This is a genomic window from Candidatus Neomarinimicrobiota bacterium (assembly GCA_034716895.1).
GTDB lineage: Bacteria > Fidelibacterota > UBA8477 > UBA8477 > JABMPR01 > JABMPR01.
On sequence record JAYEKW010000155.1, the window covers coordinates 1 to 15,701 of the forward strand.

Below are 15,701 nucleotides of genomic sequence, written 5' to 3' on the forward strand. Positions count from 1 at the left end.
GTGGGAGATCATCAAACTACTGCACACCGGCATGCCGCAACGTGAGATTGCCAAGCAGCTTGGTGTTGCCATTGGAACCGTATCACGAGGAGCCCGGGAATTAAAATATGGGCACAATGGTTTTGTTGAGTTGCTGGACACACTGCAAGTGGAAGCCAACTCATGACTTTCGTTCAAGATCAAATGATTACTTCATTTTGGTGGACCTGGCAAATCGGCTAGGCTCTTCATAAAACTATCAACTAGAAAATATTCTGAGCCATTGATGAGAGACAACTCAAGTTGGGGGTTATTGTGTGGAAAAATAGAAATTGGAAATTAGAAATTAGAAATTAGAAAATAGAAGTTAGTAAAGTGAAGAAGTGTAATTGTGACTCAAGACATTTGACCTTCGACCGGACTACGCCGACTGGCTACGTCCGGCAAGCTTACAGACTTTTGACAAATCAAAAGGAGTTACCGTGAAAAAGATATTTCTTTCAGAAAATGACATGCCTAAAAGCTGGTATAATATTGCCGCCGACCTGAAGACAGCACCCCTGCCGCCTTTGAACCCAGGATCCTTGCAACCGCTTGGTCCGGATGATCTTGCACCCCTGTTTCCCAAGGCTTTGATCGAACAGGAAATGAGCATGGAGCGCGAGGTCGCCATTCCTGAGCCTGTTCAGGAAGGTCTCAAAATGTGGAGACCTTCACCTCTGATCAGGGCCACCGGTTTGGAGCGGGCCTTGAAAACACCGGCCAAGATCTATTTCAAGCACGAAGGGGTCAGTCCGGCTGGCAGTCATAAACCCAACACCGCCATCGCTCAAGCCTACTATAATAAGCAGGAAGGGGTCAAACGGCTCTCCACCGAGACCGGTGCCGGACAGTGGGGCAGTTCACTGGCGTTGGCAGGTCAGATGTTTGACCTGGAAGTGAAAGTGTATATGGTAAAGATAAGTTTTGAGCAGAAACCCTATCGTCGCTCCATGATGAAGAGCTGGGGGGCTGAAATAGTTCCCAGTCCCAGTAATGATACTGAATTCGGACGCGCTATTTTAGCAGATGATCCCGATAATAGAGGATCACTGGGTATCGCCATATCGGAGGCCGTTGAAGATGCAGCCAGGCGAGAGGATACCAAGTATGCCCTGGGCAGCGTTTTAAATCATGTGCTTTTACATCAGACCATCATCGGTTTGGAAGCAAAGAAACAAATGGAAATTGCCGGAGATACACCAGATATAGTTATCGGTTGTGTCGGTGGTGGCAGTAATTTCGCCGGATTGGCTTTTCCCTATTTACGGGATAAGATCAATGGAGCTGATATCGATTTCAGAGCTATCGAACCGACGGCCTGTCCCACCTTAACCAGGGGAAAATTCACCTACGATTTTGGTGATATGGCACAAATGACCCCTTTGGTCTCCATGCACACGTTGGGACACACCTTTATGCCGCCAGGTATCCATGCCGGTGGTCTGCGTTACCATGGGATGGCTCCTCTGATGTCTCATGTTGTGCGAGAAGGATTGATTGAGGCTTATGCCTATCACCAGGTAGAAGTTTTTGATGCTGCATCCATCTTTGCCCGAACTGAAGGCATCATTCCGGCACCGGAATCAGCGCATGCCATCAAGGGAGCAGTTGATGCCGCCATCGAAGCGCGGGAAGCTGGCGAAGAGAAAGTGATTCTGTTCAACCTCAGTGGTCATGGCCACTTTGATATGAGCGCCTATGATGCCTACTATGCCGGTAAATTAACTGACCATCGTCCAACAGACGCTGATTTAGCGAAAGGTCTCTCGGTCACTGAAGGTTTGCCCCAGGTTTAACCTGATGTAAACCCATTTAACTTGGTGATAAACTGTTTAATACCATTTGTACTTCAGAGGGCGCGCAGTTTGAAGTACAAATGGTATAACAGCAGACATTTCCTCCCCTCACAGGGGAGGTGCCACGGAGTGGCGGAAGGGAGACTCCATAACGTGTAGATTGTAGTCGATGTATCCATGATATGTGCTTATTGATCAAACTTCTCCCTCACATCTATGCTGTGCCACCCCTCCTGAGCGGAGGGGGAATTCAAGTCATAATTTTGGTTCATCATAATAATGCGTACCTGGATACAATCATTGAGATTGGAGGTCAATAAAATATTCTGGGGTATAAAGGTATAAGTGTTACAGAGCCTGTGTGAGAATAGGGACAACGCTTACCCCATGCTTTAGCATGGGGGGTATGATAACCCACTGATTCTTTGGGCTTTAGCCCAGTATTGTTGGGCTAAAGCCCTCCTTTTTAATATTTTTATAGCCCCCAGGCTGAAGCCTGGGGTAAGTATCTATATTAACAGCACCATAGGTAGATAACCAAAGCTAATGTTAGAAAGTAATTATTCCGGCGCAATGAAGTTTTCACACAGCCTCTATACCCTTATATCCCTAACATCCTCGTCTACAGGTACGCATTTGGGGAAAGAGTCATAATTTTAATTCCATGCAAAGCGATTGTTCAGATGGCTGATTTCACTTTCACCTATGATTTTTAGGTTTCAGAAGTATTTTCGTCGCCAATTAGAAGAGTAAATAACTTCCTATAGAAGAAGTTTAGGAGTAAGAAAATGAAAAAACAAATCCAGAAATTTTATGACAATCCAGAAGTGATCCATAGCCCAAGTGGTCGGATGTTACGCATCATGAGTGAATATCTCGGTCCCCAGGATCTGTTTCGCAAAAATAAAGTACAGGACACAATTGTCTTTTTTGGCTCAGCCAGAACCCAGCCCAAGCATATTGTGGAACAAGCCATAGCAACTGCAAAAACCAATGGTAATTCTGTAGAAAAATTGGAAAAGCTAAAACGAGACCTGAAGATGTCCCGCTATTATGAAGATGCGCGTGAATTAGCCTACAAAATGACCACGTGGTCCAAGAAATTAAAACAGGGGAGACGGCGGTTTATTGTCTCCACTGGTGGTGGTCCTGGAATCATGGAAGCTGCCAATCGGGGAGCTGCTGAGGCCAAAGGATTATCCATCGGTCTGAATATCTCACTACCATTTGAACAATCCGGAAACCCGTATATCAGTCATGAGCTGGAGATGGAATTCCACTACTTCTTTATGCGCAAGTACTGGTTTGTTTATCTGGCTAAAGCACTCATCGCTTTTCCAGGTGGGTTTGGTACCTTTGATGAGCTATTCGAAACGTTGACTTTGATCCAAACCAAGAAGATCAGTAAATATATGCCCATTGTGTTATTCGGGAATGCCTTTTGGGATGAGGTAATTGATCTTGATGCCTTAGCCGATTTCGGAACCATCAATCGTGAAGATCTGGAATTATGTTACCGGACAGATACTGTTGATGATGCTTTTCATTATCTCACGCGGCAACTGACAGAACATTATCTGGAAGAGAAGCCGCCAGGAGAATAAATATCAGATCCGGCTTCCCAGGATCGTTTGTCGACTGGCGCCAGTCACTGATGGGATGTTTCCAGGGAGATCGTTGATATTGAGATATCCCAGATAAGCGAAGCCAAAAGCTTCTTTATTGCTTGTCGTGATTCCACTGTGATCGACCTGTCGGATATCAATATGGGGTAGTTCGGCTTCAAGAAGTTTTAACATTGTATTATTAAAACAACCACCGCCACCAATAAACAACACCTGTGGATCGTAGTCGGCAGAACATTCGTTTACACTGGAAACAATAGTTTTAACAGTTAAAACTGTCAGGGTGTAAATTAAATCTTTAAACTGTTGATCTGTCTCTGGAGAAAACTGTTTAAGTATTTGATTGAAGTAGACAAGCCCGAATTGTTCCTGGCCGGCGGAACGCGGTGGCGTCAGTTGATAAAACTTATGCTCAAGCAGAAAAGAAAGTAGTTTTTGATTTAAAACTCCTTCGGCGGCAAATCTCCCTTCAGGGTCATAGGCCAATGTATCATTTGAGTATAAACGGACGGCCTTGTCGATCAGGGTGTTGCCAGGGCCTGTATCCCAGGCTAACAGGGGCTGAGAGCTCAGTGTTGCAGGGATGACAGTTAAATTGGCAATACCGCCGATGTTGAGGGCCAACACATCTGCCTGTTCCTGTTGAAAAAGAAACCGATCAACAATTGGAATAAGTGGAGCTCCCTGACCACCTTGTTTGATATCTGCTGAACGAAAATCATAAATAACCGGAACATCAAAACGCTGTTTCATAAAACTCGGCTCACCTATCTGCTGGGTGAAATGAGGTGGCTCGTGTTTAATAGTTTGACCGTGAGAAGCGATGACATCAAACTTTAGGTCAAGTTTAGCGATCTCGTCTGCAAACCATGTTCCTAATTCGGTGTCAAATATGGCTACATCATGATCGCTTAATTCCAGCGGATTACGGAAAGCCAACTGAAAGTGTTTGGGGTAAGGTATCTCAGTTGAAAAAATAACTGTAAAAGTTGGTGTGTCAGTCTTGCCAGAGAATTCCACCAGACAGATGTCAAGACCATCAGCAGAACTGCCTGTCATGAGCCCCAGAATCCGGAGTTTTGATTTAGTTTTGATAGATAATTTCATAGCGACAGTGAAGCTATCATTTGTGAAGTTGAATTCAAAGGCTGGTATTTCCAATATATATTGTCATTGTAGAGACATTGCATGCAGCGTCTCACCAAACAAAATATCAACAAAAACAAGTGACGGAAACAAATTGATTTTGATTTCACATCGACATCATCCCGATTATCTTGGCGCCCTGTTTTAGAATTAAGCTTGATGTAATAAGATGTTACAGGCTTGTAATAGATTGAATGGGAGAAGAGAAGTGGATATCAAAATTGAAGTTGGGAAACCACACGAACGAACTTTGAAAGTCCATGTAGACTGGGCTGAAATGGAACCCGGTTTTGAGAAAAAATTAAAAAAATTGAATAAGCAGGTCAATCGTCCAGGATTCAGACCCGGTAAGGTTCCTCGCAAGATCATGCTGCAATCCTATGGACCCAGCGTTTTGGCTGAAATATTGGATGAAACGGTTCAAGCTGCCTATTATAAAGGTATGATCGATCATCAATTGTCTCCTATCGACCAGGGAAGCATTGAGGATATGTCTGAGTTTGATATCGGGAAGGATTTGAAATTTACAATAAAGCTCCTGGTTGAACCTGATGTTGAGATGTTTGATTACAAAGCTGGATTCAAGATCACTAAAACTGAGTACAGTGCCACAGATGAAGATGTAGCACACGCCTTGGAACATCTGCAGGAGCGCCTTGCCGAAGTAGAAGTACGTGATGATGGGGCTGTGGATGGCGATCTGCTGAAAGGCGATCTTCAATATCATGACGCTGATGGTGAACCCATTGAAGACAGTCATGTTGAAAATCGTTACATCAAAATTGGTGATGGCGTATTTGGTGGTGATGTAGCTAAGATCCTGATCGGTTCAAAGGCTGGTGAGGAAGTGTCTTTTGATATTCCTGCTCAAACCAAAGATGCCGAGGATCTGCATATCAACATGCAGATCAAAGCAGTGGAGACTCATATTTTACCAGAGCTGACAGATGAATTCGCCAAGCAGGTCGACCCTAAATTTGAGACTCTTGAATCGCTCAAGGAAAGCACTTTGGAAGACATCCAGAAGCAGCTTGACTATGATGTGACCAAGGCTCTGGACCAGACTTTGGCCAACAAATTAGTGGAAGAGACTGACTTGGATGTACCTGATATCATGGTTGAGGATTACCTGGACAAATTGATTGAACGGGTACGGCAGGAACGCGGTGCTGATGTGGATGAGGCCGAGGTTCGGACTCAGAATCGCGAACGGGCGACCTGGGAGTTGTCCTGGTATTTGATCCGTAAAAATTTGATCGCTACTGAGAAACTGGAAGTTACAGAAGCTGATATTGATGCCAAACTTGATGAACTGGTCGCTCAGATGCCTGGTGATAAAGAAAAAATGAAAGCACTCTACCGGGATAAACAATATCTCCCACAGATCAAAGATGATATTCTGGAAAAGAAGATCTTCGCACATCTCGAGTCCTTTGCCAAGGTCAAGGTTAAACAGGACACCAGCAAAGCTATTGGAGGCTATCATGCTCACGCCCATTGATCAACTGGTACCCATGGTTGTAGAACAAACAGGTCGTACTGAACGAGCCTACGATATCTACAGCCGCCTACTGAAAGAGCGGATTATCTTTTTGAGTACACCTATTGATGATACGGTTGCCTCGGTGGTTGTCGCTCAACTATTATTCCTGGAAGCTGAGGATAGTGAAAAGGATATTAATCTTTACATCAACTCGCCAGGTGGGATTATCACCTCGGGATTGGCTATTCTGGATACCATGAATTTCATCAAACCGGCAGTTTCGACTATCGTGATTGGTCAGGCTTCCAGTATGGGTTCACTGTTGTTGGCAGCAGGCGCCAAAGGCAAACGGTTTGCCCTGCCCAACGCCCGCATTATGATCCACCAACCTATGGGCGGTGCTGAAGGACAAGCCTCGGATATAGTCATTGCCGCTGATGAGATTCAGAAGACCAAAAAGAAATTGAACCAGATGTTGGCTAAATTCTGCGGGAAGCGGGTTACTCAGATCGAGAAAGATGCTGACCGGAATCACTTTATGTCAGCAAAGGATGCCCTGCAGTATGGACTGGTGGACGATATCCTGGAAAAACGAGGCTAGAGATTCTAGCCTGAATAATTCATAGCCACTAAGTCACCAAGACACAAAGTTTAATAAAATATATGCTTATCAAAAATTATCACTCACAGATGCAAATAATACTGTTTAAAATGACCTTGTTCATAACTTTAATACTTTTCGTGACTTAGTGTCTTCGTGGCAATAATTCATGAATAATGCAGGCTAGCCGTAGGGTAGAAAATCACTGAGACACACAACTATTCTCCATGTTTTTGTGACTTGCTGGCAGAGCGCTTATAAAACTATCAATGCTTAAAATTTTTTGAAGGGTCGTCGAAATTGGCCAAACGTAAAATAGAAAAGAATTGCTCATTCTGTGGGCGACCCCAAGACGAGACCGGGATGCTCATTGCCAGTCCGACAGGTGCTAATATCTGTGCAAGGTGTATTGATCAAGCTCAAGAGATCGTAAATGAGGAGGGTGTAAATACCCGGTCAGGACACTCCATTTTCTCTTCTCTGGCTGATATTCCCAAACCGGTTGTGATCAAGGCTCATCTGGATACGTATGTGATCGGACAGGAACAGGCCAAGCGAGCTGTTTCAGTCGCAGTTTACAATCATTACAAAAGAATTATGGTTCAGGACGATGTTGACGATGTCGATCTTGAAAAGAGCAACATCCTGCTCATGGGACCTACTGGAACCGGGAAAACTCTCATGGCCAGGGCTCTGGCTAAGTTTCTGGATGTTCCCTTTGCCATTGCTGATGCAACGGTGCTTACGGAAGCCGGTTATGTGGGGGAGGATGTTGAGAATATCCTGGTACGACTGCTGCAATCTGCTGATTATGATGTACCAGCCACCGAAGCAGGTATTATTTACATTGATGAGATCGACAAGATTTCACGTAAATCTGCAAATGCATCCATCACCCGTGATGTTTCTGGTGAAGGAGTGCAGCAGGCTCTGCTCAAGATTCTGGAGGGTACTGTGGCTCAAGTGCCACCGAAGGGTGGTCGTAAGCATCCTGAACAACCACTGGTCTCCATCAACACCCAGAACATTCTGTTTATTGTAGGTGGTGCTTTCGAGGGTATTGAGGACATCATTGCCCGTCGACGGAAAAAGACCCTGCTTGGTTTCTCGAAGTTCGATGAAGAGGAGTCACGCCTTAAAGGTGCTGAATTATTGCAGGTGGTTGAACCTGAGGATCTACTGCAATATGGTTTAATCCCTGAGATTATTGGTCGTTTACCCGTGATTGCTGCTCTGGAGGAGCTCACCAGGAAGGCGTTGCGCGCCATTCTTTTAGAGCCCAGGAATGCGTTGGTCAAACAATATCGCAAGATGTTCGAGCTGGAGGGTGTTGAGCTCATTATTGAGGATAAAGCCCTGGAAGCGATCATTGATATAGCTCAGAAATATGGTACAGGTGCCCGAGCACTGCGACGTTCCATGGAAAAAGTGATGCAGGATATCATGTTCGATTTACCTGGCTGGAAAAAAATCAGCAAGTGTGTTATCACAGGTGATGTTGTCTCTAAAGGCAGTAAAGCTAAACTAAGCTGACGATTCCCTTTCCTATCTTATAACTGTATGGTAACCCACGACTTAAGTCGTGGGCTGCTCTGCTGAAACCATTTCAACAGTATTGGCATACTTTGGCGCGATGGCAAAGCCGAAAGAAAAAATGAGTACCTGATGCTTCTTGGGAAATCTCATGTTCAGGATTCAAATCGATTCAGGCAGAATAACCTGTTCCTGATCCCGGATTCTATGCAAATACTAACCCTGTTCGTTGATATTTTGAGTGAAAGTCAAGACCAACGCCTACCCTAAACGTCTGAGATAATTACCAATAATGATGACTGGGGATGTGGTTTTTTGCATGAGATAACCAGGCTTGGTAGTCTGAGATAGTAAAAAACGGTTTAGCAACTGAATAGTTATCAAGCTGAAGCAGTTGCGATATGCAGGAATTAGGATGGCTCTTATATGTTGATAATTAAGAGATTAGATGGCCTATTGAATTGCTGTTGAGCGGTGTATTTAACCACCTGGCGCTGTCAAAAGCCATCCAGTGTTAAGCGATAATCAGGAGGTTGAATTATTTTTGCAGGAACTGCGTTTTCTATTTGATACAGTTTTTATGAATGATAGTTTCGCGTCAGAAGAAAAATATTTTGGTAACTATTATTCTGAATATTACAAGATTCGCTGGTGTCTCTACACAATTAGGGACAGGAAATTGTGTTTTATGTCACAATAGCAACTGGTTTTGTTATGCAGAAGATAGATAAATCGTAGAACAATAAAGGAGGATAAACGATGACAAGAAGGCTACTATCATTAGTCGCTGTTATGGTGATTTTCTCTTCGATGGCTTTTGGCCAGACAAGTGGAAAGATTTCCGGAACAGTGTATGATGCGAGTCAGGATGCACCTCTAGGTTTTACCAATGTCGTAGTGAAAGGAAGTTCACTGGGAGCAGTCTCAGATGAGAACGGACGCTACGTCATCCTGGATGTTCCGCCTGGAACGTACACAATTATTTGTACTTACATTGGCTATTCCACAATGGAAGTTCAAGAACTGGCCGTGATCAGCGGTTTAACAACTACCCAGGATTTTCAGATGCAAATTGAAGATGTGGTGGGTCAGGTTGTGACGGTTATTGCCGAAAAACCCCTGATCAACATGAATGCCACCAACACGACTCGTGTTGTTGATGCTGAACTGCTTGAGAATATGGCTGTTCGTGGTGTTCAGAATGTAGTTGCTCTGCAAACTGGTGTGGTTGCCACTGATGGTGAAATTCACATTCGTGGTTCCAGATATCAGGATGTGGCTTACTACGTTGACGGTGTTTACATGAACGATGTCTTTGACATGCGGAATACAAGCACAGTCTCCAATGTTGCCATGGAAGAAATGCAGTTGCAGACCGGTGGTTTCTCTGCTCAATATGGTAATGCCAATGGTGGTGTTGTTTCAACCACTACCCGGACCGGTGGCGAAAAGATGAATCTGGATGTTGAATTTATTCAAGGTCTGGGAGCTTCTGGTGATGGCGCTGAAGAGAAATTGTATTCTCTGGGTTATCGACTTTATAATGTAAATGTTGGTGGCGCTCTTGGTTCCAAGATTCGCTACTTTGTGAATTACGAGAATCGCACTACTGATGATCCCCGGGCTTCAAGTGCGGCGCACTATGCCATGGATCGCCAGGAATTGGATGTTGATTGGAGCAAATTCACATTTACTCATAATGCAACTGACGGAAAAGATTACGCTCAGGGTGAATTATGGGTTAGCGGTGAAAAAGTGGGAGATGTTGACCTGGTGTTGCACTCCATACTTGAAACTCAGATTGAGAACATGCTGGGTGAATATTATGGTGCTGACTATGCTGTGATTGATGCAGCCCGCTTGTCAACTACAGGCACTGATCATCAATATGCCGTGAATGGCTACAGTAATTTTCAGGAACTCAATGGTGCCCGTCGCAATGTGGGTTCAACGAGAAATACGTTGACTGGTAACGTGATGTTCGATCTTAAGCCTTTTAAGATCAAAGTTGGTGGGACGATGAACGATATCAACTCACACAGTTACACCCATACTTTCTCGCTGGTCAACTCTGCCTATAACCGCCGGGTTGAATCATTGCAAACCTCATTTTACACAAATCTGACCTGGGTGCTTTCCACCAAGTCCTATCTGAAAGCCAAATTCTCGCTGTTTAATTATGAAGAGACCATGGGTGACGAAACCCATTGGGACGATGTTGCAGCTTATGGCTCACCAGATGATGATTGGAATGCCTACATGAGTGGCGTTGGAATTAATCCATTGTCAATCGCTCAATTGGCAAATTTCCTTTCTTACGGACGTGTATGGGATGATTATTCATATCAGAACTCATCTTATACTGGTTTAACTCTGGATTATCTAAATCAGATCGGTGATCATGAAGTAACCACTGGTTTTGAGTATAGAGGAAACACGATCAAGTATTATCGGGTTGGACAGCCGGTTGAATTGGCTAAAAGCCTGGATGGTCAAACTGGTCTTACTGAAGATGAAAAATACATTATCTATCGTAATGCTTATACCGAGAACTTCGGTTTTGATCTTTACGGTGAAGATGATGAGAATGGTAACAGCTATCAAGAGCCTGGAAAACCAACCATTTTTGGTGCCTATATTAATGACAAGTTGGAGTTGAAAGACCTGGTTGTTAACCTTGGTGTTCGTTATGAGTACTTCAATCCGAATACTGAAGCACCTGAAGACTGGAATAATATTTCCATGACTAACGGTCGTATTGATCGTGCTGCCAGTAACTATAAAGCAGTTGATGCTGATGTTCAGGTAAATCCCCGTTTAGGGCTTTCATTTCCTGTAACAGATAAGACGAAATTCCATGCTCAGTATGGAAAGTTCTCCCAGCATCCCATTCTCAGCAGATTGTATCTGTCTGATGTAGTGTTTGCTGCGAATTTCACCCAGGGTAACTACACACAATCTCCCAACGCCAGACTTGCTACAGAGAAAACCACTCAGTATGAGATTGGTTTTTCACAGGTTGTTGGTAATAATGTGGCTCTTGATGTGACTGGTTTTTATAAAGAAGTACGTGATTACACTACGCTTAAAAACCTCTTTGGGGCAAACCTTGACGGAGCTGAATTCGTCTGGGCCCAATATCAGAACGGTGACTATGGTGTTGTTAAGGGCGTATCCTTTGGTTTGGGTATGAACCGAACCGGTGGTCTCATGGCTAACTTGAGCTATACAGCCTCATGGGCTGAAGGTTCTGGTTCAGATCCTGAATCCAACTACTACATCGCCTGGCAGTCCGACCAGGGTGAGGCCGGTTTCCCGACCTTGATCAATCCTCTGGACTATGATCAGCGCCATACCGGTAGTTTGATGCTGGACTATCGTTTTGACAAAATCGCTGATATGTTATCCAATACTGGTATCAACATGGTCTATACCTTTGGTTCCGGTACTGCTTACACACCTTCAGCAATTGAGTCCGCTCTTTATGGCCGTGGTGAGATCTATCCCACTGCTCCCATCAATAGCGGTATCACACCCTGGACCAGCAATCTGGATATCCGTCTGGATACCGGTGTTGAGCTTGGTTCCATCAACATGACAGTTTACCTGTTGGTTCAGAATGCACTTGGCGCCAAGAATGTGATCGATGTATACGCCGGAACTGGTGACGCCAGTACTGACGGTTGGCTATATACTGATCCTGGTAAAGCCTGGTTATCGGGTAACGAAGTAGCCGAGGATTATTATCTCGGTCAGATTCGCAATCCTACTAATTGGGATAAACCACGCTCTGTCCAACTGGGTGTGAAGATGAATCTATTCCAGGGAGAATAATTAATGAAAAATATAAAAAGAATATTTGCGTTCTTGCTGGTTGCTACACTAGTGGCTATGCCTTTGTTTGCTGGCATCACAGAGCAATCAGACAAGACTGCATTGGGAAAGACCTCAATTCAATCGACCGGTGCTTTTGATGGTAATCGTATTGATGATGATCTCGAGAATAACGGTATGATTGTTTCACACCGGATCACTGGTCACTCAGGTCTTGGTTGGCCTGCTGGTAACTCAACTTACACCATCTATGCTTCAGGTATATGGCTGGCAGGTAAGGTTACCCATACTGTGACAGGTTCTGCTGGACAGGATTCCTCTGTTACCAGTATCAGAACTGCTGTTGCTGAATACGGACCAGAATTTACCTCAGGTCCCTGGGGCTCCGATGGTACTGATCCGGCTGATGTACTTTATAAGGTGAACATCAGTGATCTTGATGATCCTGCTGGTAATCCTGATTTTGCCGCCTGGCCGGTTGATCAGGGTGCTCCCTGGGTTGACGAAGATGGCGATGGCGTATACACACCAATGCCCGGTGGTCTTGATCATCCGGAATTCATCGGTGATCAGGTGATCTACTATGTCATGAATGACGGCGTTACAACCGATCACAAGATCTTTGGTACAGATCCTCTAGGGGTGGAAGTTCGTACGACCATCTGGGGTTATGACCGCGTTGATGCCTTTGGTGATATGATGTTTGTGAAAACTCAGATCTATAACAAGGGTGGAAATGATGTTAAAGACATGTATCTGGGAATCTGGTCAGATCCTGATCTGGGTAATGCCGGTGATGATTTTGTCGGTTGCGACCTTGACCTGAGTCTGGGATTCTGTTACAACGACGGTGCTGACCTTTCCTTTGGTTATGAAGCTCCCGCTGTTGGATATGATTTCTTCCAGGCTGCTTTTCCCACCAATGATCCTGCTGATCAGCAGTATTGCTTTGGTGAATTAAAAAGTGGTTATACTGGTCTGCCCATGTCCTCGTTTGTAAAATACATCAATGGTGATGATGTTTATACTGATCCCAATGATGAAATAGAGGCTTATAACTATATGTCCGGTTTCCTGCGTGATGGATCACCATTCATCAATTCGGCAACTGGCGAAGCCACCAAGTTCGTCCACCCTGATGATCCCAGCCTGAATATTGATGGTACGGATAATATCTGGGTCGATGGTGATGATAATGCTGCGGATGACCGCCGTTTTCTCATGAATGTGGGTCCTTTCAATTTCGATGCTGGTGATTCAGCTGAAGTTGTGTTTGGTATCCTGCATGCGCAGGGTAACAGCGCACTTGGTTCCGTTTCACTCTTGAAATTCAATGATAAGTATGCTCAGGCTGCTTATGATGCGAATTTTGATCTTCCTCCAGCTCCTCCGGTTCCTGAATTAACGGTGAGCCGCGCCGCTGGTGAGATCATCCTGGAATGGGAAGACAATGCTGAAGATTATTCAGTGTATGTAGCAGGAAATGACTCTTACTACGACTTTGAAGGTTATAACGTTTATCAGCACGAAACTGTAATCGGTGTGGGTGCCAAGACCTTGGTAGCCACCTATGATCTGAAAAACGGTATCACGACCATCAAAGATGAAGTCTTTGACCTTACCTATAATGATGTGCTCCTGCTGCCGGTTCAGTTTGGAACCGACACGGGTGTCAAACGCTATATCTCCATCAAGACAGATACTCAGAATGGTGGGATTCCCCTGGTTGATGACAGAAAGTATTTCTATTCTGTATCAGCTTACGGGTATAATGGTTTCTCCACACCTGCTGTGCTTGAATCCAGTTCACCCATTCAGACAGTAAGACCACAGACTGATGTTTCAGAAGATCTTAACGCTGCTACTGGTGTTGCTGCTTTTGATGTGACTCATAGCGGTACCGCAGATGCTTCAGTTGCGGTTGCTATCTCAAATCCGTATTCACTTACGGGAGACGATTATGAAGTCTATTTTGATCAACAACATTATTATGTTGATCTTAATGGAGTATGGCAAACCACAAATTATGCTGATTCAGTTGGTAGAGGTCTGGCTAAGCCATCCGATTTAACTGGAACAGTAGTATCTGGAATCGCTTACACAAACCCAACTGCAGGTACGAGAGATCTTAAATTCATTTTGGATATTTCTGCATCTCCCGATTATGACTGGTGTGATGGTTTAACCCTGACTTTTCCAGCTGGCATTACCATAAATTATGGTGAAGTAGCGGTAGGAAACGGTGATGGACATGGTTATGACGCTGTTATTGATGCTAATAACAACACCGTAACCTGGGGTTCTATGGATACCACAACTGCAGGTTCTTTTGCAGGAGGTGAAGTCTTTACCGTAAATGTAAATACGCCAACCTTACCACTTGATGTTGATTTCCTGGCTTTTGATGATGGCTGGGGAGTGAGTTATGGTGCACCGTATGATACTTATGGAGTCCACCACGGTGCCGGTACTTGTACCATCACTGAAGAAGGATATGCCTTTACCACCATCAACCATTGGAATCTGAAAAACTCCGCTGGGACAGTGCTGTTGGAAGACATGACTGTGCTCGATGGGTTTGAGTCAGATTATATTAAAAATGGTGTTTACCATACTGGACTTGGGAATATCGGTGGAACGACCATTCCCATTGTTGATGGATTCCAGGTCAATGTTGTAGCAAACTACGCTGCTCCTCAGATGGAAAATTCCATCACACATGTTGGTGCTGGATCCTATGATTGGGATTCTTACCTCCATTATGGTTGGGCTGCCTCATCCAGAGCGATTGATGCTTATGGATTGGGTACTTCCAGTGTGGATATGCTCCAGATGGATTATGAGATCCGTTGGACAGGTGAATATGGTGATTCTGTTGATGTCCATGGTGATGGCTCGGTATGGTACCACAAGATCAAGGATGGAACTGGTTCCATCGCAACCTGGGTAGGTGCCCGCGGCTATGCTGCTGCTGACCACCCTGCGAATACTGGTGGCACTGACTTCTTCCAGATCAGAATTCCCTTTGAAGTTTGGAATAAAGATACTGATGAACAGGTCTCTTGTATCATCTACGATCGTAAAGGTGACGTAACTGCAGCTCATTTCTATGCTTTCAATCCAGCTGACCGAATGTATTTCTATCTCTGGAATGAAGCCTATGATGCATCAGTTACTTTTGCCGATGCTGTTAATGGTGACAATCTCACCTGGAATTTAATCTCCTGGGCGGCTGACTGGGTTAAGGGTGATGTAACCACCATCCTGTATGATAATCCAATTCAGCTAGGTGTGGATAATTTCACATTCACGACCACTGCACCTTCTGCTCTGGCAGAGGATCTGGATCTGATCAAAGTCTGGCCAAACCCATACTTTGGTTACAATCCTGAAGAGAGAACGCCTCTCAATAACTATATTCATTTCATTAATCTGCCCAACGAAGCAACGATCAACATCTATTCGTTAGCCGGGCAATTGGTGAGAACTCTTGAACATAGTGGTGGTCAGGAAGAGATCTGGAATGCCCAGAACAGCTTTAACGTTCTGGTTGCATCAGGTGTGTACATCGCCGTTGTCTCTACGGATGAAGGTGATAAGGTACTTAAACTCGCAGTCGTGATGCCACAACAACGACTAGATGTCTACTAGAAGGAGGAAGA

At 44.5% G+C, this 15,701-nt stretch carries 10 protein-coding genes; 9 read left to right on the top strand and 1 reads right to left on the bottom strand.

From position 1 onward, the window contains the following. The first annotated feature begins 10 nt into the window (after positions 1 to 10). From U9Q77_09610 to U9Q77_09620, 3 genes are all read left to right on the top strand, one after another. A complete protein-coding gene (locus tag U9Q77_09610; GenBank protein ID MEA3287613.1) occupies positions 11 to 166 on the top strand; it encodes a Trp family transcriptional regulator in 156 nt (51 codons plus the stop codon). Between the two features lie 295 nt (positions 167 to 461). Then, the gene (locus U9Q77_09615; GenBank protein MEA3287614.1) at positions 462 to 1,817 is read left to right on the top strand and encodes a TrpB-like pyridoxal phosphate-dependent enzyme; all 1,356 of its coding nucleotides are present in this window, start codon (positions 462 to 464) and stop codon (positions 1,815 to 1,817) included. Positions 1,818 to 2,605: 788 nt separating this feature from the next. Continuing rightward, entirely contained in the window at positions 2,606 to 3,421 is an 816-nt protein-coding gene (locus tag U9Q77_09620; protein ID MEA3287615.1) for an LOG family protein, read from the top strand. A 3-nt stretch (positions 3,422 to 3,424) separates the two neighbouring features. Here the strand turns inward: U9Q77_09620 and U9Q77_09625 are convergent, their stop codons facing one another. Next, on the bottom strand, positions 3,425 to 4,549 hold the full coding sequence (locus U9Q77_09625; protein ID MEA3287616.1) for an anhydro-N-acetylmuramic acid kinase: 1,125 nt from the start codon (positions 4,547 to 4,549) through the stop codon (positions 3,425 to 3,427). Positions 4,550 to 4,796: 247 nt separating this feature from the next. Between U9Q77_09625 and tig the strand changes: the two genes are divergently transcribed. From tig to U9Q77_09655, 6 genes are all read left to right on the top strand, one after another. Beyond that, positions 4,797 to 6,089: a trigger factor gene (tig, locus tag U9Q77_09630; protein ID MEA3287617.1), complete on the top strand. Its 1,293-nt coding sequence runs from the start codon at positions 4,797 to 4,799 to the stop codon at positions 6,087 to 6,089. Next, positions 6,073 to 6,672, top strand: a complete 600-nt coding sequence (gene clpP, locus U9Q77_09635; protein MEA3287618.1) for an ATP-dependent Clp endopeptidase proteolytic subunit ClpP — start codon at positions 6,073 to 6,075, stop codon at positions 6,670 to 6,672. Before tig ends, clpP begins: the two co-directional genes overlap by 17 nt. 300 nt (positions 6,673 to 6,972) lie before the next feature. Beyond that, positions 6,973 to 8,205 carry an ATP-dependent Clp protease ATP-binding subunit ClpX gene (gene clpX, locus U9Q77_09640; GenBank protein MEA3287619.1) on the top strand — a complete coding sequence of 411 codons (1,233 nt, stop codon included), beginning with the start codon at positions 6,973 to 6,975 and terminating at the stop codon, positions 8,203 to 8,205. Positions 8,206 to 8,337: 132 nt separating this feature from the next. After that, a complete protein-coding gene (locus U9Q77_09645; protein MEA3287620.1) occupies positions 8,338 to 8,475 on the top strand; it encodes a hypothetical protein in 138 nt (45 codons plus the stop codon). 489 nt (positions 8,476 to 8,964) lie between these two features. Further along, complete coding sequence (locus tag U9Q77_09650; GenBank protein ID MEA3287621.1) at positions 8,965 to 12,039, top strand: TonB-dependent receptor; 3,075 nt, start codon at positions 8,965 to 8,967, stop codon at positions 12,037 to 12,039. 3 nt (positions 12,040 to 12,042) lie between these two features. Next, positions 12,043 to 15,690 (top strand): T9SS type A sorting domain-containing protein, encoded by a 3,648-nt coding sequence (locus U9Q77_09655; GenBank protein MEA3287622.1) that lies wholly within the window; start codon positions 12,043 to 12,045, stop codon positions 15,688 to 15,690. Positions 15,691 to 15,701 lie beyond the last annotated feature (11 nt).

Bases quoted from the DNA above. Each gene is read 5' to 3' on its own strand.
- U9Q77_09620 (MEA3287615.1), top strand. From the start codon at position 2,606: ATGAAAAAACAAATCCAGAAATTTTATGACAATCCAGAAGTGATCCAT.
- U9Q77_09625 (MEA3287616.1), bottom strand. From the start codon at position 4,549: ATGAAATTATCTATCAAAACTAAATCAAAACTCCGGATTCTGGGGCTC.
- clpP (MEA3287618.1), top strand. From the start codon at position 6,073: ATGCTCACGCCCATTGATCAACTGGTACCCATGGTTGTAGAACAAACA.
- U9Q77_09645 (MEA3287620.1), top strand. From the start codon at position 8,338: ATGCTTCTTGGGAAATCTCATGTTCAGGATTCAAATCGATTCAGGCAG.
- U9Q77_09650 (MEA3287621.1), top strand. From the start codon at position 8,965: ATGACAAGAAGGCTACTATCATTAGTCGCTGTTATGGTGATTTTCTCT.
- U9Q77_09655 (MEA3287622.1), top strand. From the start codon at position 12,043: ATGAAAAATATAAAAAGAATATTTGCGTTCTTGCTGGTTGCTACACTA.